This is a genomic window from Streptomyces sp. NPDC013317 (genome assembly GCF_055563155.1).
The window spans coordinates 50771-67575 of the sequence record NZ_JBVHDX010000004.1 but is presented as its reverse complement, the minus strand read 5'-3'; the positions used below and the strand labels follow the sequence as shown (position 1 = coordinate 67575).

General features: G+C 69.8%; 19 protein-coding genes. 13 read left to right on the top strand and 6 right to left on the bottom strand.

Annotated features, from left to right (window positions below; genetic code table 11):
• Window positions 1-56 precede the first annotated feature (56 nt).
• The 4 genes from fusA to ACZ3IJ_RS12895 all read right to left on the bottom strand — a co-directional run bounded on the left by fusA (window position 57) and on the right by ACZ3IJ_RS12895 (window position 4119).
• A complete protein-coding gene (fusA, locus tag ACZ3IJ_RS12910) occupies window positions 57-2186 on the bottom strand; it encodes an elongation factor G (RefSeq protein WP_385145122.1) in 2130 nt (709 codons plus the stop codon).
• Between the two features lie 39 nt (window positions 2187-2225).
• The gene (gene rpsG, locus ACZ3IJ_RS12905) at window positions 2226-2696 is read right to left on the bottom strand and encodes a 30S ribosomal protein S7 (RefSeq protein ID WP_003966970.1); all 471 of its coding nucleotides are present in this window, start codon (window positions 2694-2696) and stop codon (window positions 2226-2228) included.
• A 2-nt stretch (window positions 2697-2698) separates the two neighbouring features.
• A complete protein-coding gene (gene rpsL, locus ACZ3IJ_RS12900) occupies window positions 2699-3070 on the bottom strand; it encodes a 30S ribosomal protein S12 (protein ID WP_003948652.1) in 372 nt (123 codons plus the stop codon).
• Between the two features lie 599 nt (window positions 3071-3669).
• Window positions 3670-4119, bottom strand: coding sequence for a helix-turn-helix domain-containing protein (locus ACZ3IJ_RS12895; RefSeq protein ID WP_391798971.1), 450 nt, complete (start codon window positions 4117-4119; stop codon window positions 3670-3672).
• Between the two features lie 251 nt (window positions 4120-4370).
• On the opposite strand from ACZ3IJ_RS12895, the gene ACZ3IJ_RS12890 reads away from it, so the two are divergent.
• The 6 genes from ACZ3IJ_RS12890 to ACZ3IJ_RS12865 all read left to right on the top strand — a co-directional run bounded on the left by ACZ3IJ_RS12890 (window position 4371) and on the right by ACZ3IJ_RS12865 (window position 7719).
• Complete coding sequence (locus tag ACZ3IJ_RS12890) at window positions 4371-4649, top strand: WhiB family transcriptional regulator (protein WP_467467724.1); 279 nt, start codon at window positions 4371-4373, stop codon at window positions 4647-4649.
• On the top strand, window positions 4642-5361 hold the full coding sequence (locus ACZ3IJ_RS12885) for a hypothetical protein (protein WP_467467723.1): 720 nt from the start codon (window positions 4642-4644) through the stop codon (window positions 5359-5361). Before ACZ3IJ_RS12890 ends, ACZ3IJ_RS12885 begins: the two co-directional genes overlap by 8 nt.
• Window positions 5355-5567 carry a MerR family transcriptional regulator gene (locus ACZ3IJ_RS12880; protein WP_352188377.1) on the top strand — a complete coding sequence of 71 codons (213 nt, stop codon included), beginning with the start codon at window positions 5355-5357 and terminating at the stop codon, window positions 5565-5567. Before ACZ3IJ_RS12885 ends, ACZ3IJ_RS12880 begins: the two co-directional genes overlap by 7 nt.
• A gap of 566 nt (window positions 5568-6133) precedes the next feature.
• A complete protein-coding gene (locus ACZ3IJ_RS12875; RefSeq protein ID WP_467467722.1) occupies window positions 6134-6541 on the top strand; it encodes a hypothetical protein in 408 nt (135 codons plus the stop codon).
• A gap of 193 nt (window positions 6542-6734) precedes the next feature.
• The gene (locus ACZ3IJ_RS12870; RefSeq protein ID WP_467467721.1) at window positions 6735-7340 is read left to right on the top strand and encodes a phage tail tube protein; all 606 of its coding nucleotides are present in this window, start codon (window positions 6735-6737) and stop codon (window positions 7338-7340) included.
• Between the two features lie 88 nt (window positions 7341-7428).
• Window positions 7429-7719 carry a hypothetical protein gene (locus ACZ3IJ_RS12865; RefSeq protein WP_352188374.1) on the top strand — a complete coding sequence of 97 codons (291 nt, stop codon included), beginning with the start codon at window positions 7429-7431 and terminating at the stop codon, window positions 7717-7719.
• On the opposite strand, the gene ACZ3IJ_RS12860 is transcribed toward ACZ3IJ_RS12865, so the two are convergent.
• Together ACZ3IJ_RS12860 and ACZ3IJ_RS12855 are read right to left on the bottom strand one after the other, a co-directional pair.
• Window positions 7680-8135 carry a hypothetical protein gene (locus ACZ3IJ_RS12860; RefSeq protein ID WP_467467720.1) on the bottom strand — a complete coding sequence of 152 codons (456 nt, stop codon included), beginning with the start codon at window positions 8133-8135 and terminating at the stop codon, window positions 7680-7682. The genes ACZ3IJ_RS12865 and ACZ3IJ_RS12860 overlap by 40 nt on opposite strands.
• 62 nt (window positions 8136-8197) lie before the next feature.
• Window positions 8198-9052 (bottom strand): hypothetical protein, encoded by an 855-nt coding sequence (locus ACZ3IJ_RS12855; RefSeq protein ID WP_467467719.1) that lies wholly within the window; start codon window positions 9050-9052, stop codon window positions 8198-8200.
• 349 nt (window positions 9053-9401) lie between these two features.
• Between ACZ3IJ_RS12855 and ACZ3IJ_RS12850 the strand changes: the two genes are divergently transcribed.
• From ACZ3IJ_RS12850 to ACZ3IJ_RS12820, 7 genes are all read left to right on the top strand, one after another.
• Window positions 9402-9614, top strand: coding sequence for a hypothetical protein (locus ACZ3IJ_RS12850; protein ID WP_467467718.1), 213 nt, complete (start codon window positions 9402-9404; stop codon window positions 9612-9614).
• A 101-nt stretch (window positions 9615-9715) separates the two neighbouring features.
• The gene (locus ACZ3IJ_RS12845; protein ID WP_467467717.1) at window positions 9716-10855 is read left to right on the top strand and encodes a hypothetical protein; all 1140 of its coding nucleotides are present in this window, start codon (window positions 9716-9718) and stop codon (window positions 10853-10855) included.
• Window positions 10856-10882: 27 nt separating this feature from the next.
• Window positions 10883-12085, top strand: a complete 1203-nt coding sequence (locus ACZ3IJ_RS12840) for a phage tail protein (RefSeq protein WP_467467716.1) — start codon at window positions 10883-10885, stop codon at window positions 12083-12085.
• Window positions 12082-13335 carry a tape-measure protein gene (locus ACZ3IJ_RS12835; RefSeq protein ID WP_467467715.1) on the top strand — a complete coding sequence of 418 codons (1254 nt, stop codon included), beginning with the start codon at window positions 12082-12084 and terminating at the stop codon, window positions 13333-13335. The genes ACZ3IJ_RS12840 and ACZ3IJ_RS12835 overlap by 4 nt, the downstream gene beginning before the upstream one ends.
• Window positions 13336-13365: 30 nt before the next feature.
• Window positions 13366-14292 (top strand): phage distal tail protein, encoded by a 927-nt coding sequence (locus ACZ3IJ_RS12830; protein WP_467467714.1) that lies wholly within the window; start codon window positions 13366-13368, stop codon window positions 14290-14292.
• Between the two features lie 66 nt (window positions 14293-14358).
• Window positions 14359-15558: a hypothetical protein gene (locus ACZ3IJ_RS12825; protein WP_467467713.1), complete on the top strand. Its 1200-nt coding sequence runs from the start codon at window positions 14359-14361 to the stop codon at window positions 15556-15558.
• A 40-nt stretch (window positions 15559-15598) separates the two neighbouring features.
• On the top strand, window positions 15599-16783 hold the full coding sequence (locus ACZ3IJ_RS12820; RefSeq protein WP_467467712.1) for a hypothetical protein: 1185 nt from the start codon (window positions 15599-15601) through the stop codon (window positions 16781-16783).
• The last annotated feature ends 22 nt before the right edge of the window (window positions 16784-16805 follow it).

Below are 16805 nucleotides of genomic sequence, written 5' to 3'. Positions count from 1 at the left end.
TCGGGGGGCGTAGCCCCGGCGACTGGTGTCAAGCCTAAAGCGTGCACTCGGGTGAGTTACTCGCCCTTGGCCTTCGCGATGATCTCCTCGGCGACGTTCCGGGGAACCTCGGCGTAGGAGTCGAACTGCATCGAGTAGCTTGCGCGACCCGAGGTCTTGCTGCGGAGGTCTCCGACGTAGCCGAACATCTCCGAGAGGGGCACGAGGCCCTTCACGACGCGAGCGCCGCTGCGCTCCTCCATGGCCTGAATCTGACCACGGCGGGAGTTGATGTCGCCGATGACCTCACCCATGTAGTCCTCGGGCGTGACGACCTCAACGGCCATCATCGGCTCAAGGATGACGGGGGAAGCCTTGCGCGCGGCCTCCTTGAAGGCCTGCGAACCGGCGATCTTGAAGGCGAGCTCGGAGGAGTCGACCTCGTGGTAGGCACCGTCGAGAAGGATGACGCGGACGCCAGTCATCTCGTAGCCGGCCAGGATGCCGAACTGCATGGCCTCCTGCGCACCGGCGTCGACCGAAGGGATGTACTCCTTCGGGATGCGGCCACCGGTGACCTTGTTCACGAACTCGTACGAGGCGTCGCCGCCCTCGATGGGCTCGATCGCGATCTGCACCTTGGCGAACTGACCGGTACCACCGGTCTGCTTCTTGTGGGTGAAGTCCACGCGCTCGACGGCCTTGCGGATCGTCTCGCGGTACGCGACCTGCGGCTTGCCGACGTTCGCCTCGACCTTGAACTCGCGACGCATACGGTCGACGAGGATGTCGAGGTGAAGCTCGCCCATACCACCGATGATGGTCTGGCCGGTCTCCTCGTCCGAGTGCACCTGGAAGGAGGGGTCCTCCTCCGCGAGACGCTGGATGGCGACACCCAGCTTCTCCTGGTCACCCTTGGACTTGGGCTCGATCGCGACCTGAATGACCGGCGCCGGGAAGTCCATGGACTCCAGGATGACCGGGTTCTTCTCGTCGCACAGCGTCTCACCGGTGGTGGTCTGCTTCAGGCCCATGACGGCGACGATGTCGCCGGCGCCCACCGAGTCGATCTCCTCACGCTTGTTCGCGTGCATGCGGTAGATCTTGCCGATGCGCTCCTTCTTGCCCTTGACGGAGTTCAGCACCGAGGTGCCGGCCTCCAGGCGACCGGAGTAGATCCGGACGAAGGTGAGCTTGCCGAGGTGCGGGTCGCTCGCGATCTTGAACGCGAGGGCCGACAGCGGCTCCTCCTCGGACGGCTTGCGCTTGACGACCAGCTCCGCGTCCTTGACGTCGTGGCCCTCGATGGCCTCGACGTCCAGGGGGGAGGGGAGGTAGCGCACGACGGCGTCGAGCAGGGGCTGAACACCCTTGTTCTTGAACGCGGTGCCACAGAAGACGGGGGTGATCGTCTTCTCGCCGCCACCCTTGCCGGAGGCAATGGTGATACGACGGATCGCGGCGTACAGCTGCTCCTCGGTGGGCTCCTGGCCCTCGAGGAAGAGCTCCATGATCTCTTCGTCGTTCTCGGCGACGGTCTCGACCAGCTTGCCGCGCCACTCTTCAGCGGCCTCGGTGTGCGTGGCCGGGATGTCGACGACGTCGTACATCTCGCCCTTGGTCGCCTCGGCGGACCAGACCAGAGCCTTCATGCGGACGAGGTCCACAACACCCTGGAAGTCCATCTCGGAACCGATGGGGAGCTGCATGACGATCGGGACGGCGCCGAGGCGGTCCACGATCATGTCGACGCAGCGGTGGAACTCGGCACCCGTACGGTCGAGCTTGTTGACGAAGCAGATACGCGGAACGCCGTAGCGGTCCGCCTGACGCCAGACGGTCTCGGACTGGGGCTCGACACCGGCGACGCCGTCGAACACCGTCACGGCACCGTCGAGCACGCGGAGCGAACGCTCCACCTCGACGGTGAAGTCGACGTGGCCCGGGGTGTCGATGATGTTGATGGTGTGGTCGACGTCCTCGAGCGGCCAGTGGCAGGTCGTCGCGGCGGACGTGATCGTGATGCCGCGCTCCTGCTCCTGCTCCATCCAGTCCATCGTGGCAGCGCCGTCGTGGACTTCACCGATCTTGTACGAGACGCCGGTGTAGAACAGGATCCGCTCGGTGGTGGTCGTCTTGCCCGCGTCGATGTGAGCCATGATGCCGATGTTGCGCACCTTGGCAAGGTCAAGCGAAGTGGTAGCCATATCGGCTCAGTCTTCTCTCGGTCTCGATGTGGGTTGCGACTACCAGCGGTAGTGCGCGAAGGCCTTGTTGGACTCGGCCATCTTGTGCGTGTCCTCGCGCTTCTTGACCGAAGCACCGAGGCCGTTGGAGGCGTCGAGGAGCTCGTTCATGAGGCGCTCGGTCATGGTCTTCTCGCGACGGGCGCGGGAGTAACCCACGAGCCAGCGCAGAGCCAGGGTGGAGGCGCGACCGGGCTTGACCTCGATCGGCACCTGGTAGGTGGCGCCACCGACACGGCGGGACTTGACCTCGAGGGACGGCTTCACGTTCTCGAGGGCGCGCTTCAGCGTGATGACCGGGTCGTTGCCGGTCTTCTCGCGGAGGCCTTCCATGGCACCGTAGACGATGCGCTCGGCGGTGGAACGCTTGCCGTCCAGCAGGATCTTGTTGATCAGCGAGGTGACAAGAGGAGAGCTGTAGACCGGGTCGATGATGACCGGGCGCTTCGGGGCGGGGCCCTTACGAGGCATTCTTACTTCTCCTTCTTGGCGCCGTAGCGGCTGCGAGCCTGCTTACGGTTCTTGACGCCCTGCGTGTCGAGGGAACCGCGGATGATCTTGTAGCGAACACCCGGCAGGTCCTTCACACGGCCACCGCGCACGAGCACGATGGAGTGCTCCTGCAGGTTGTGACCCTCACCCGGGATGTAGGCCGTGACCTCGATGCCCGAGGTCAGACGCACACGCGCGACCTTACGGAGGGCCGAGTTCGGCTTCTTCGGGGTGGTCGTGAACACACGCGTGCAGACGCCGCGACGCTGAGGGGAACCCTCGAGTGCGGGCGTCTTGTTCTTCTCGACCTTGTCCTGCCGGCCCTTCCGGACCAGCTGCTGGATCGTAGGCACTACTTCTCCGGTTTCTGTGTGCCGTCGTAAAACTAACCTGGAACACCGCACCGACCCACGCGGTCGGGTGTGTCGAATACTGCGGACCTCCGCCGAGGGCGGAAAAAGCGCAGATTGCGGTGGCCGTTGATGAACTCGCCATGCGGTTGAGGACACGCACACGAGCCCAGGCACACCCCAGGCACAAGGTCTGAGCGTACCTATCGCATGGACTCCGGTCAAAACAAATGCCCACGCGTACGGGGCCGGGCGGACGTGGGAGAACGAACACCGGAACGGTCGGTACCCCGCCCGTGACGCAGAGCGCGCCACCCACCTCGAACCGGGCCCCGCCGGACGCCCCGGAGAGGCCGCGGAGCCGGGTCGGGCGGGCGGCGCGGAGGGGGTCGCGACGCCTGGAGCGCCGTGAGCCCGCCCGGGCCGGGCCGGTGGGGCCGGGCCGGTGGGGCCGGGCCGGTGGGGCCGGGCCGGACAGGTGGGGGTCGCGACGCCCGGCACGGCGGACGGCGCGGAGGGGGTCGCGACGGCCGGCGCGCCGCGAGCCCGGACCGGACCGAGCCGGTGGGGCCCGGCTCGGCCTGAATCGGTCGGGGCTCGGGTCAGTCCCGGGCGGCGCGGCGGGGTTCGCCCGGGGTCCGTGGCTCCGCCTCGCCCTCGCCGGGCTCCAGGAACTGGTTGACGACCTTGACGAACACACCCATTCGCTCATCGGGGACACCGAGCCAGCGGGCGAAGTCCTCCAGGGTGGGCTGCCAGTCTCCGGGTGGCAGCAGGTCCGCCGCCAGGGGCAGCTCGTCGGGGGTGACCCGGCCCGAGCGGATCAGCATGTCGCGGACGGAGACCCCGAGAAGCGGGGCGATCCTGCGCATGGTCTCCAGGTCGGGCATGCTCTGCCGCTGCAGCAGCCGCGTCACGGCGGCACGGTGCACGCCGGCCTCGTCCGCGATCCGCGACTTTCCTCCGCCGCGCGGGCTGTCGATGTCGTAGCCGCGCGCTCTCATCAGGCCTTCCACCCAGCCTGCGAACTCGTCGAGCCCTTGAGTGCTCATGTGTACCGCTCCCTCGCTCCCCACCCTCCGGGCGCCCCACTCTAGCGTGCTTGCGCGCACAGAATTACGTGCTTTTGAGCGCGCAATCGTGTCGAATCGGTGAAGACCTGCCCCGGCACGCTCCACAAACTTGTTGCGCGCCCGCACGCAACATGTAACGCTGGCTCGCCGCCGACCTCATCGGCCTCCCGAGCCCCAGGGACCTCACCGGCCCCACGGGTCGCCCGTTGGCCCGGAGACTGGAGAAAACCTTGCTCCTCCCTGATTCCTCTTCCTGGCAGGCCGCCGCCGCGTGTGCCGACCTCTCCCCGGCCGTCGTCTTCGCCCGCCGCGTCCAGCAGGCGGCCCCGGCGCTCCGCGCCTGCGGGCACTGCCCCGTACGCCGCGAGTGCGAGGAGACGGTCGCCCCGGCGGAGAGCTACTTCGACGGCGTCTGCGCCGGCCGCCTGTGGCGCAACGGCCGTGCCGTACCCGAGTCGCGTACGGCGAAGGTCATGGGACCGGTCATCGCCGGAGGCGTCCGTGGCTGAGCTCGCCGTCGAGCGGATCCTCACCGACATCGCCCTGTGGACCGCCACGCTCGCCCGCCAGTTCCCCGAGCTCACCGAAGAGCTCGCGCCCGGACGCCGCTCCCCCACCGGTGCCCCGCCGGCCGCGCCGCACCCTGGCCGCGACGAGCTCATCCGCGAGGAGCGCCGCGAGGCGCTGCTGCTCCAGCAGCGGCACGGGCTCGCCGTTCCCGGCCACGGCGCCGCGCCGATCCGGCTGCACGTCTCCGACGCGATCCGCGACATCACGGACGGCGTGGTGGAGCTGGAGGAGGCGGTACGCGCCCGGCTCGGCCTCCCCCGCCCCGGCCGCGCGGCCGTCGTGGAGCGACTGCGGCGGACGACCGCGCTGCTCGACGAGATCGCCACCCACCCCGACCTCGCCCGGCACGTACGCGACGAACTGCGACGGATGGCACGGCGGTGCGCGCGGACGCTGGGCGACACGGAGACGGTGGTCCGGGTCTCGGGACGCTGCCCGTGGTGCGACTCGGTGTCGCTCCGGGCGTTCCCCGACCGGCGCGCGGTGCTCTGCGTGAACCCCGCCTGCACCTGCACCGCGGAGGACTGCGGCTGCCAGGACGATCCCGCGTACCGGCACCTGTGGCCGGAGACGGAGTGGCCCGAGCTGGCCGACGCGGCCGGCTGCCGTACCGAGGAACTCGAAGCCGCGATGGAGGAGACCCCTTGCTGACGTCCCTGACCCTGCCGACACTGCCCGCCCTGATCCCCGGCCCCCTCGCGGCCGAGGAGGCGGGGGTCGCGCCGGCGACGATCCGCAAGTGGGTCCAGCTGGGCCACCTGAGGGCCGCCGGCAAGGCGGGCCGGGCCCAGCTCTTCCGCCTGGAGGACGTCTTCGCGGCGGAAAGGGCGGCCCGGCGCCGTCCTCGTACCGCATAGGCGGGCAGGCCGCCCGACGAAGCGCCCCGTGTCTCCCGAGGAGGGAGGCACGGGGCGCTTCGTCATGCCCGCGCGAAGCCGGCGACGGCGTCCCGGTCACGCAGGAGGGGACGCAACCGCCGACTGCGATTCGCCATGCCCGTGACGCCGCGGGCACCCCCGCCGTTCCGCGGAAAGACAGAGGGTGCGGCCGCGGCCCTGCCACCGAGTCCGTGACGGCGCGGGTGCCTGCACCCCGCCGACCCCCTGGAACGGCCGGGCCGTCCAGGCGGTCGAGGCGCCCCCGGACCACCCGGCGCGCGCCCGCGGCAGGGGGGCTCACACGCCCGCCGACATCGAAGGTCCGAGCCACCCCCGGTTTTAGTTGCGTGCGCGCACGCTCTCTGTCACAGTTGGTGCAGCGGCGGAGCTGTGCCCGACAACGGGCCACAGGCTCCGCCGTTCGCCGTCCGGGAGCGCTCCGCGGCCTCGCCCCCTTCCCCGCGTCGAGCGCCCCGGACGGTACCCGACCCACGCGACAACGCGGCCCACACCACGCCCCTCACCTTCCACCGAGGAGAACCGTCATGACCACTCCCCCGAGTGCGTTCCCGGACGTCGAGAAGCTGGTCGTCGACGTCCTCAAGGCAGACCCGGCCCTGGCCGGCGCCACGATCGCCGTCCAGGCGCCGGCCGGCTTCGACGGCACGCAGAGCGCCGTCCTGGTCAACCGCCGCGGCGGCGCCTGGATCGGCGACCTGCACATCGACAAGCCGCTCATCGAGTTCGAGGTGTACGGCCCGACCAAGAACGCGGCCCACGTCCTCGCCAACGCGGCCCGGCGCGCACTGCTCGCCACGATGGGCAAGCGGATCGGCGTCAACCTCGTCCAGGACGTGGAGGAGATGGACGGGCCGCGCTGGCTGCCCGACTACGTCTACCGGGGCGCCAACCGCTACCTCTGCGTCATCCAGCTCTCCCTGAGCGTCTTCTAGACGCCGCCGGAGCCGCGCCCGGAGCCCCGGCTTCGCCGCCGCGGCCCTCCGCGCCGGGCTCCCGCTCCGGCCCTCCCCACCGAGCGCCCCGGGCGCTCCCCACAGACCAGGCCTCGCCGTCCGGCGGGGCCTTTGCCGTACCCGGGCACGCCGCCCGGACCGGCACCCCTCTCAACACAAGGAGAACCTCACCATGGCTGGAAACAACTCCGCCGAGATCCGCGTCGCAGGCGTCGGCAAGCTCTACGTCGCCAAGGTCGACACCGCCGTCCCGACCTTCGGCGCCGGCGACTCCGCCGCCGACTGGACGGGCTGGACGGACCTCGGCTTCACCACCGGCGACGGCGTCACCTTCTCGAAGAAGGACAAGCTGGAGGCCATCGACTCGTGGCAGTCGGTCTCCCCGGTGCACTACATCTACTCGGCCCGTGACCTCTCGCTGAAGTTCTCCATGCTCCAGTTCAACGAGGACACGCTGCCGTTCTTCATGGGCGGCGGCAAGGTCGAGGCGGACCCGTCGTCGCAGGCCGAGACCTACAAGTACGACATCGCCGAGCGTCCGTACGCGGACGTGCGCGCGCTCGGCCTGGAGTTCACCGACGTCAAGGCCGGTGGCACCACCGCGGTGACGTACCGCTTCATCATCCCGCGCGGCCAGGTCACCGCGTCCGACGACATCAAGCTGGCCCGCAAGGCCGCGTCCCAGCTGGGCGTGACCTTCACGGCCATGTCGAACGGCAACGGCAAGCCGCTGGCCTCCTTCCTCATGAAGGACAGCCAGTACGGCGCGGCGGTCTGACCCATCCCCACCCGGGGCGGGACGGCCGACCGCCGTCCCGCCCCACCCCTCTCCTCTTCACTCACTCGAACAAGGAGTACGCATCACCATGGCCCGTTTCGACGTCAACGCCGCCCGCGCCCAGCGCCTGGAGGTCTCCGGCCGCAGCTGGTCCTTCGAGCTGGACGGCGAGAGCTACACCCTTCCCACCGAACTCAGCCGCGCGACCGCCAAGGCGCTGCGCAAGCTCGACGACAACGACGTGGACGGCCTGCTCGCGCTCCTGATGGGTGAGAAGCAGTTCGCTCGCTTCGAGCAGCACGACATCACCATGCAGGACATCGCCGCCATCCTGGAGGCCTACGGCAAGGAGACCGGGCTCGGCCTGGGGGAAGACTGAGCCTCGTCGAGTTCGTCGACGAACACGCCGAGGCCCTTGAGGCGGATCTCCTCCGCTACTACGCCACCGATCTCCTCGACTGGTACCGCGGCGAGCTCTCCAGCCGCCGCCTCTTCACACTGATCAAGCACCTGCCCGCGGACGGCGCCGTCCAGCGCCAGATCCACGGGGAGGCCGCCGAGTGGTCGGTCTCCGACCACCTCCTGGCCGCGGCGGTGGACCATCTGGCCGTCGCCAACTGGATGTTCATGTGTGTCAACTCCGGCGAGGACGACGACCAGCCAGATCCGCCGAAGCCCGTTCCCCGCCCGGGTGGGCCGGACGAGGACGGGGAGGAGCAGGGCGGACGGTCCACGGAGGAGGGCGACGCCGAGGTGGTGTCTCCCGGAGCACTCGCACGGTTCTTCGGCTGACACCGCGTCTCTTCGGCTGATACCGCGTCGTCCGGCGCCCCCGCGGCCCCCGGAGCCCGTTCCCGTCAGGGAGTGGACTCCGGGGGCGCTTCCTGTGCTCGCTCGGCGAGTTCGCCCTCCAGGGCCCTGGCCCGTTCCGAGAGCCGTCGGCCCTTGCGCGGACGGGTGTCGGCGTCGGCGGACTCGGGGCCGCGACGGTCGGTGCCCGATCCGGAGTGGCCGGGCCCACCGGTGAGCGGCGGCACTATCGGGCGCCCGCCCTTGCCTCGTACGACCTTCCGTACCCGCTGCGCCTGCGCCGTCCGGCGGGCCCTCGCCTCCCGGGCGCTCGCGTCCTGAGGACCTGGCTCGTGCGGGCCCGGCTCCTGAGGGCCCGGCTCGTGCGGGCTCGTCTCCCGGGCGCTCGACGGGTGGTCGGCGTCGGTGGCCGGTTCCTCGGCGTGCGGGCGCGGCTCCTCGTCGTGCTGCGACGCGGTGGCGTGTTCGACCTCGGGGTTCTGTTCCTGATCCGGGCGCCCGTCGAGTCGCTCCCGCTCCCTCTCCCGGTCCCGGCGTACGCGCTCCTCGGCCTCCACCACCACGGCCGGGGGTTCGAGCAGGCGGGCGAACGGGAGCGCGATGACGCGTGCCCCGTCCGCCCCGTCGTCCATGCGCCGCTGGGGCCGGCGGATGCCGCGCGCGTCCTGCTGGCCCTGGGCGTAGGCGTCGGCGACGCGCTTCTCGTACTCCCTGCGTATCCGGGGAAGTTCCTCCGAGACGGCCTCGATCCAGCCCGAGGTGAACGCGGCGGTCTCACGCCGGTCGACCTCGGCCCGGGGGATCACCACGAGGTCCTCGGGGGCGTAGCCGTGCAGGTGGACCAGCTCGGAGAGGCGTGCGAACAGGTGGGGAAGGTCGGGACTGGTGTCGAGCCAGTCCACACCCTGTTCCCTGCGACCGGTGCTCGGCTCCCTGTCCATCAGTTTCCGTACTGCCTTCCAGCCCCCTGGGGTCCCCTGCGCGCCCCTCGCGCCCCCGGCGCGCCCCGAAGTGGTCCGGATCCGAGAACGCGCCAGTCCAGGTTACCCGGCCGCTCGCGGCGGCCCGATCCGGCGCCAACACCACCTGGATCACGCCAAGGAGACACGCCGTCAGAGCTTTCCACTCGACAAACATCGAACAGATGTTCCACACTCTGTTCGCACAGTAGTTCGAACACGTGGTGCCCCCGCTCCTCACTCCGCGGCGCCGCCACGCACGCACGGGCAAGCAAACGGAAGGCAGGCGTCCATGACTCAGCAGGCCGAGGCATCGCGACCGCACATCCCGCTCCAGGACCGCCTCCGCCAGCTCCTCGACGGACCCGTCGCCCTCGACAAGAGAGCGTTGCTCGGCACGCTGTACGCCGAGGTCAGCCGGTACGAGACCCTCGCGTACGCGGCCGGCTGGAACGACGCCCTCGCGACGACGCGGCGCGACGCCCGCCGGGATCTCGACGCCTAGCCGCCCGGCCGCCGCCCCCTCAGCACGAGCCCCTGCCGACGCTTCACGCCGGCGGGGGCTTTTCGGCGCTTGGCCGACACCGGCCGGAAGCGGAGTCACCCATGGCAGAGCCGACACTCAGGGACGTCCTGGACAAGGTCGTCGAACTCAAGAACAACATCGAGACCGCCACCGTCGACGTCAAGAACGTCGAGATGCAGAAGATGACCGAGAAGGAGAGGAAAGAGGCGGAGGAGCAGAAGAGGAAGGAGGCCGAGGAGGCGAAGAAGAAGGGGGAGCCCGTCCCAGAGGACCCCATCGCGAGGATCTCCCAGTTCAAAGCCGCCCTCATCGAGGCGGAGCCGAAGATCCTCACCGAGCGCCAGCTGCCGATGAACTTCATCACGAAGATCGACGACATGCACAAGGAGCTCAAGAAGGACGCCCTCACGGAGTGGGCCGAGGCCGCCGGCCTCGACGGCTTCGCCGCCACCTGGGAGAAGTTCAAGGAGGGCGAGAACTGGGTCCCCTACCTCATCAGCGCCTTCGTCGGTCTCGCCGTCCCGGCGTTCCTTCTCATCCTCGCCACCAACCTCAAGGAAACGCAGCGGGATCTCCAGCAACTGGTCACCCGCTTCCTTCCCGGCGCGCGCCGCAACCAGATCCTGGCCACCAACGACAGCGGTCGTGGCCTCGGCATGTACACCCGCGATCATGTCAACCGGCGCGAAGCGGGCGCGGTGGCGGGCCTGTCCAGTCTCACCGACCTCCCGGACCCGGCCAGGCTGCGGCCCCTGCAGGACGCCCTGGGCGCGGTCAACACGAGGATCGCGAAGTTCAACACCGAAGTCCGCAAACTGCCGAGTGCCCGGTCGCTGACCAAGATCGCGACAGGGGTCGAGAAGGTCAACACGGCCATCACCGCGGCCGTCCCCACCAAGATGGCCTCCGTCGCCGAGAAGCTCGTGAAGATCGCCGAAGGCGTGGAGAAGTACAACGAGCACCGGCTGGACACGAAGGCGCTCGAGAAGGCCAACAAGGCCGTCGACAAGTCCAACCCCACCAGGATCCTGGAACTCGCCAAGGCGACCGGCAAGCTCGCGGGCGCACAGAGGCATTTCAAGCCGGAGAAACTCCCCAACGCCAGCAATCTGAGGTCGGCCGCCAGCGCCGCCAACGACCTCGCGAGGGCCGGCGGGAACCTGGCCCAGTCGTTCAACAACTTCCGGACGGCCGTCCGGAACGCCGACGCCGCCCTCTGATCACCTCACCCCGAAAGGAGGTAACCCATGTCTCTCATCAAGTCGCTCAAGAACGCGTCCACCTCGCTGAGCAGTCTCAAGACACAGGCATCCGGCGCCGGCACCTCGGTCAAGAAGGTAGGCGACGCCGGGCGGTCGGCGTCCGGGCAGCTCAAGAACCTGAAGACCAACGCCCAGGGTTCCAGCACCCAGCTGAAGAACCTCAAGACCGCCTCGGACCAGGCCGAGAAGTCCATGGCCAAGGCCGGCAAGACCGCCGAGACCGCCGGCCGGAGCCTGGGCAAGTACGAGTCCGGCGCCGGCAAGGCCGCCAAGGGTCAGGACAAGCTCAACAAGTCCATGAAGGGCAACTTCCTGGCCCGTCTGATCGAGCTCTTCATGCCGCTCATCGAGAAGATCGTCGAGATGGCGATGCGCTCGAAGACCATGCAGACGGTCATGAAGAAGGCGTTCGACGCCATCAAGACCGTGATCAGCTCGGTCATGAAGGCCATCGGCCCGATCATGAAGAAGGCCGGCGACCTGATCAAGACGGTCTGGAACGGCATCAAGAAGGCCGTCACCACCGTCGTCAAGGCCGTCGCCACCGTCATCAAGACCTACGTGAAGATCTGGAAGACGGTCATCACCACGGTCATGAACGCCATCAGGACGGTCATCCGCACCGTATGGAACGGCATCAAGGCTGTGATCACCCCGGTGGTCAACTGGATCAAGTCGGCGATCCCGAACGCCTTCCGGGCCGTCAAGGACAAGATGTCGTCCATCTGGAACGGCCTCAAGGACATCGCGTCCCGGGCGTTCAACGGCATCAAGAGCGGCGTCTCCGGCCCGATCAACGCCGTCATCGGCATGATCAACCGGATGATCGGCAGCCTGAACCGGGTCAAGGTCAGCGTCCCCGGCTGGGTGCCGGTCGTCGGCGGCAAGACCTTCGGCGTCAACATCCCGACCATCCCCATGCTCGCCACCGGCGGTGTCGTCATGCCCCGCACCGGCGGTGTCCCGGCGATCATCGCCGAGGCCGGCGAGGCCGAGGCCGTCCTCCCGCTCTCCAAGCTGGACCGGCTGCTCGCCCTCACCGCCCGGCGCGCCCGGATGTCCGCACAGGCGCAGGCGGGCGGCGGCGTGGGCGCCGGGCTGCACATCGAGCACTACCACGCCTCCCGTGGCAGTGATCCGCAGTCGACGGCCGACGCGCTGATGTACCTGGCGAAGGCGCGCGGATGAGTGCCGCGGCGATCACCATGCCGCGGTTCGGAAGCGTCACCCCGGTGATGAACTCCCTGCGGCAGAGCGCCGGCCAGGCGGGCGACGCACTGAAGCAGCTCAAGCAGGGCGTCCAGCGGGCGGCCGGCGGAATCGGCTCGCTCGGCTCCGCCGGACGCACCGTCGGGACGACGCTGCGCACCCTCGGCACCCAGGCGTCCGGGGCCGCCTCCTCCGTACGCCGCGTACAGCAGTCCAGGGCGGCCACCGGCATCAGACGGATCGGCGACGCCGCGGCGAAGGCCCGCACCGCCGCCGGCCGGGTCGGTTCCGTCGTCGGGGGCGTCCTCGCCCTCCTCCTCCCTCTGATCCCCGTCACCGACGTCATCACCAAACTGATGGACCGCTTCGGCACCGTCATGACCATCGCCTCGATCGCGATGACCGCCGCCAACGTCGCGATGCGGGCCAACCCGATCGGCTTCCTCGTCGGCATCCTCGTACCCGTCGCCGCGTACCTCATCGAGCTCGCGGTGAACTCCGAGACCGGCCAGAAGATCATCAGGCAGGTCTTCCAGCAGGCCCTCAAGGGCTTCCAGGCGGTCTGGAAGTTCCTGCAGCCGATCATGAAGCTGCTCGGACAGGCCGTCGGAACCTACGTCAAGGGGTACCTGGCCCTCTTCACCACCGCCCTGAAGGCCGTCGGTTCCGGCATCGAAGGACTCTCCAAGGTCCGCACCGCCGTCACCTCCGCCTCCAACGCCCTGCGCGGTATCGCCTCCAGCACCATCGGCGGCATCAAGAACGCCGTCAAACCGGTCCTGTCCTTCGTCACGGACAAGATCCCCGGCTTCTTCCGTACCGCCAAGGACGCCGTCGGCGGCGCCATGCGCGGCATCGGCGACCTCGTCAAGGGAGCCCTGAGCGCCGTCATCGGCGTCGTCAAGGGGCCGATCAACGGCCTCATCGCCTTCGCCAACTGGCTCATCGACGGGCTCAACAAGCTCAGCTTCGAGATCCCGCTCACCGGCAAGAAGTTCGGCGTCGAGATCGACAAACTCCCGATGCTCGCCGACGGCGGCATCGTCATGCCCGGCACGGCCGACGACTACCGCATCGACTCGCTCTCCCAGCTGGAGAACCGCCGCGTCCCGGCCGTCGACGAGCCGCTCCGACCGCCACACCGCGTACGGGACTTCTACGAACAGCCCGGCGCGGGGCCTCGGTCGACCGCCGAGGACCTGCTGTTCCTCGCGACCGCCCGTCAGTGACACCCCATCAGAAGTGAGGTGACGGCCCCCATGGCCGAGACCACAACCGCATACGCCTCCGGAAACGGACTGACCGCCGACGTCGCGCCCGGCTCGCTGATCACCCAGGACGGGCAGATCCAGTGGGCCGGGCTTCTCATCGGCCCCGGCACGCCGTTCGCCGTCGACCGCTCCGGGCTCAGCGGCTGGGAGGACCTGCCCGAGTACGACTCCTCCGACGCCGAGCGCCCCACCTCCCACGGCGCCTGGCCGGGCTCCCGGTACGCCAAGCCCCGGAAGGTCGGCGGAACGGTCGTCCTGATGCCGGAGTACGACACGGCGCCCGGCGCCATCCGCGCCCTGCGGCAGGCGCTCGCCCTGCTCGACGAGGAGCGCTGGCTGACCGTCCGGCTCCACGGGGAGATGCTCGCCGTCCGCGCGCGGATCGCCCAGCGGGTCGTCCCGGCCGACCAGGGCTTCGCGACCCAGGGCAGCTCCAAGATGTCGATCCAGTGGCTGGCCTCCGACCCCCGGCGCTACACCGTCGAGGAGGAGGTCGCCACCACCACCGCCCCGCAGCCCGAGTCCGGGCTCACCTGGCCGCTGACCTGGCCGCTCAACTGGGGCCAGGCCACCAGCACCGGCGACGCCGTCGCCGAGAACACCGGCTCCGCCGCCACCCACCCGGTGATCGCCTTCCGCGGCCCGTGCTCCATGCCGACCGTCACCGAGCGGGTCAGCAAGCGCCGACTCCGGTACGCGATCGACCTGGCCGCCGGCGACGAGCTCGTCGTCGACACCGCCAACGGCACGGTCATGCTCAACAACACCGCGTCCCGCCGCCACACCGCCATGGCGGACTCCAGCCCGGAGGAGCTGTTCCTGCTCGAACCGGGCCGCACGGAGCTGTCGTTCCGGCCCGACGAGGCGACCCCCGAAGCGCTCATGACGGTCCGCTGGCGCAGCGCCGAGTGGTGACCGCAGCCCCCTCCCGCTCCTGATACGGATCCGACGGATCCGCTCCTCCCACGAAGAGGTGCACCCATGACCGTAAAGGCCGCCTGGCTCCAATCCACCGGCCAGACCCGCGAGGACACCCGTCTCACCCTCGCCGCCCTGCTCACCCCCAGTGGCCAGAGCCCTGAGGAGACCCCGCTCCGCTCCCGGCCGGGCGTCGTGCCGGGCGGCCTCAACCTGACGGGCACGGCACCGATGCAGTGCACGATCGGCACCGGCAGGGCCGTCGTCCAGGGCAACGACACCGCCCAGGGTTGCTACCTGGTGACCGTCACCAGCCCGGAGATCCTCACCATCACCGACGGCGACCCGCAGTACGACCGGATCGACCTGGTCGAACTCGCCGTCGTCGACGACGCCTACGACCGTACGGGCACCACCGAGGCCGTCGTACGCCTCGTCAGGGGCACCGCGCAGGCCACCCCGGTGGCACCGGCGAGCGGGCCGGGCAGCACCATCCCGCTGTACACGGTCCGCGTCCCGAAGGGCACCTCCGCCGGCACCGGCGGCATCGCCTGGACCACCGGCGGAGTCACCCAGCAGCACTGGCCGGTGGTGGCGCTGGGCGGCATCCTGCCGACCAGCGGCTTCAAGGGCGCGTACGCCGGCCAGTACCGGGACGCCTCCGGGATGCTCCAGCGCTGGGACGGCACGACCTGGCTGTCGTACCCCAGGGCGATCGGCGGGATCGCCCCCGGCTCCCTGGTCTCGACCGGGGGCTACACCGGCCAGTACCGGGACAACGGCGGGATCCTGCAGCGCTGGGACGGCGCCGCCTGGCAGTACGTGCAGGGCAGGTCGTCCCTCCTGTTCAGCGCCTCCCAGACGCTGACGTCCCATCAGCAGAGCGTCCCGTCCAACACCTGGACCGTGCTCAGCCTGCCGACCGTCGACGCCGACGACGCCGCCGCCTGGAACGGGACCGACACCTTCGTCGTGCCGCGCACCGGCTGGTGGCGGATCGCCGCGCACGCCGTGTGGCAGAACGACGCCCAGACCGGCGCCAGGGGCGCCCGCGTCCTGGTCAACGGAACCGGCGTGCAGCGCATGACATGGCTGACCCCGGCCGGCAACAGCGCCATCACGGTCGGAGGCCAGGGCCTGGTCAGGCTCACCGCCGGCAACACGCTCCAACTGGCCGGCTACCAGAGCCACACCGCGGCGGTGAAGACACTCGGCGGCTCCGGCTACGCCTGCACCCTGACCGCCGAGTGGATCAAGTCCTGACCTCCCGTCCGCCCACCGACACTCTCCGAAGGAGAACCCCATGAACCTGCGCAGCAGCTGGGTCGCCGAGACCGGCCAGACCCGCGAGGACACCCGGCTCACCCAGATCGGCGCCACCAACGCGCTCAACCCCGTCCAGGTCCGCTCCGGCATCCTGCCCGGCTCCTACGACGGCAAGTACCGGCTCTCCGGCTTCTGGATGACGAACGCCTCCGCCATGTCGGCGACGGTCTCCGAGGGCCGGGCGGTCATCCAGGGAGACATCTCCCAGGGCGCCTACCCGGTGACGCTTCCGGCCTCCGAGAACATCACCTTCGCCCCCGGCGACGCCCTGTACAACCGGGTCGACCTGGTCGTCCTGCGGGTCCACGACAAGCTGTACGAGGGCGACCGCAACGAGGCCGTCATCGAGATCATCCAGGGCTTCGCGGAGCAGACCCCGAAGGCCAGGCCGGTGCCGGCGCGCAGCCTTCCGCTGTACGAGGTGACCGTCCCGGCCGGCGCCAGCGCGGGCAACGGCGGCATCCCGTGGGCCACGGGACTCAAGGACCTGCGCACCACGGTCTCCTCCGTCGGCGGCATCCTGCCGGTCGAGGGGCCGGTCCAGCCGGGCGCCTACCCGGGGCAGTACCAGGACACGCCCGACGCCCAGTTGCAGCGCTGGGACGGCGGCAAGTGGGTGGCGTACCCGCAGGCCGTCGGCGGCGTCGTCCCGAACTCGGTCAGCGCCTCCGCCCCGGGCACCTACACCGGCCAGTACCGGGACGGTGCGGGCGGACGGCTCGAACGCTGGACCGGCTCGGCGTGGGCCCCGGCCGTCCCGGGTCCGTACTTCAACGACACGCTGACCGCCAGCTACACCACCTCGACCTCGTGGGTGAGCGCGCTCGTCGACCGGCCCGCGCTCTCCCTCACCTTCGTCGCCCCGGCGTCGCGGCAGGCGATGCTCACCTTCGGCTCGCGGATCCAGCTGGTCGGCTCGGGGTCCGGCGTCGGCTTCATGAGCGTGAAGGTCATGCAGGGCACGGCCGTCCACCGCGACAACAGCGACTCGTACGCGGTGGTCTGCCAGTCCCCCGGCAACATCTCCGTCTCCACGACCCAGCGGCTGCACACCCTGACGGCCGGGGCGACGTACACGGTCACCGCCCACTACCGGACGACCAACGCCGCCCTGCAGGCGTGGTTCAACAACACGTTCCTCCAGGTCGTCCCGCAGCACTGACCGACCGCCCGTCCGGCTAGCT

What these genes read in the sequence shown, in the direction of transcription:
- fusA (WP_385145122.1), bottom strand. Translation starts at nt 2,186, where the DNA reads ATGGCTACCACTTCGCTTGACCTTGCCAAGGTGCGCAACATCGGCATC.
- rpsG (WP_003966970.1), bottom strand. Translation starts at nt 2,696, where the DNA reads ATGCCTCGTAAGGGCCCCGCCCCGAAGCGCCCGGTCATCATCGACCCG.
- ACZ3IJ_RS12895 (WP_391798971.1), bottom strand. Translation starts at nt 4,119, where the DNA reads ATGAGCACTCAAGGGCTCGACGAGTTCGCAGGCTGGGTGGAAGGCCTG.
- ACZ3IJ_RS12875 (WP_467467722.1), top strand. Translation starts at nt 6,134, where the DNA reads ATGACCACTCCCCCGAGTGCGTTCCCGGACGTCGAGAAGCTGGTCGTC.
- ACZ3IJ_RS12870 (WP_467467721.1), top strand. Translation starts at nt 6,735, where the DNA reads ATGGCTGGAAACAACTCCGCCGAGATCCGCGTCGCAGGCGTCGGCAAG.
- ACZ3IJ_RS12865 (WP_352188374.1), top strand. Translation starts at nt 7,429, where the DNA reads ATGGCCCGTTTCGACGTCAACGCCGCCCGCGCCCAGCGCCTGGAGGTC.
- ACZ3IJ_RS12850 (WP_467467718.1), top strand. Translation starts at nt 9,402, where the DNA reads ATGACTCAGCAGGCCGAGGCATCGCGACCGCACATCCCGCTCCAGGAC.
- ACZ3IJ_RS12845 (WP_467467717.1), top strand. Translation starts at nt 9,716, where the DNA reads ATGGCAGAGCCGACACTCAGGGACGTCCTGGACAAGGTCGTCGAACTC.
- ACZ3IJ_RS12840 (WP_467467716.1), top strand. Translation starts at nt 10,883, where the DNA reads ATGTCTCTCATCAAGTCGCTCAAGAACGCGTCCACCTCGCTGAGCAGT.
- ACZ3IJ_RS12835 (WP_467467715.1), top strand. Translation starts at nt 12,082, where the DNA reads ATGAGTGCCGCGGCGATCACCATGCCGCGGTTCGGAAGCGTCACCCCG.
- ACZ3IJ_RS12830 (WP_467467714.1), top strand. Translation starts at nt 13,366, where the DNA reads ATGGCCGAGACCACAACCGCATACGCCTCCGGAAACGGACTGACCGCC.
- ACZ3IJ_RS12825 (WP_467467713.1), top strand. Translation starts at nt 14,359, where the DNA reads ATGACCGTAAAGGCCGCCTGGCTCCAATCCACCGGCCAGACCCGCGAG.
- ACZ3IJ_RS12820 (WP_467467712.1), top strand. Translation starts at nt 15,599, where the DNA reads ATGAACCTGCGCAGCAGCTGGGTCGCCGAGACCGGCCAGACCCGCGAG.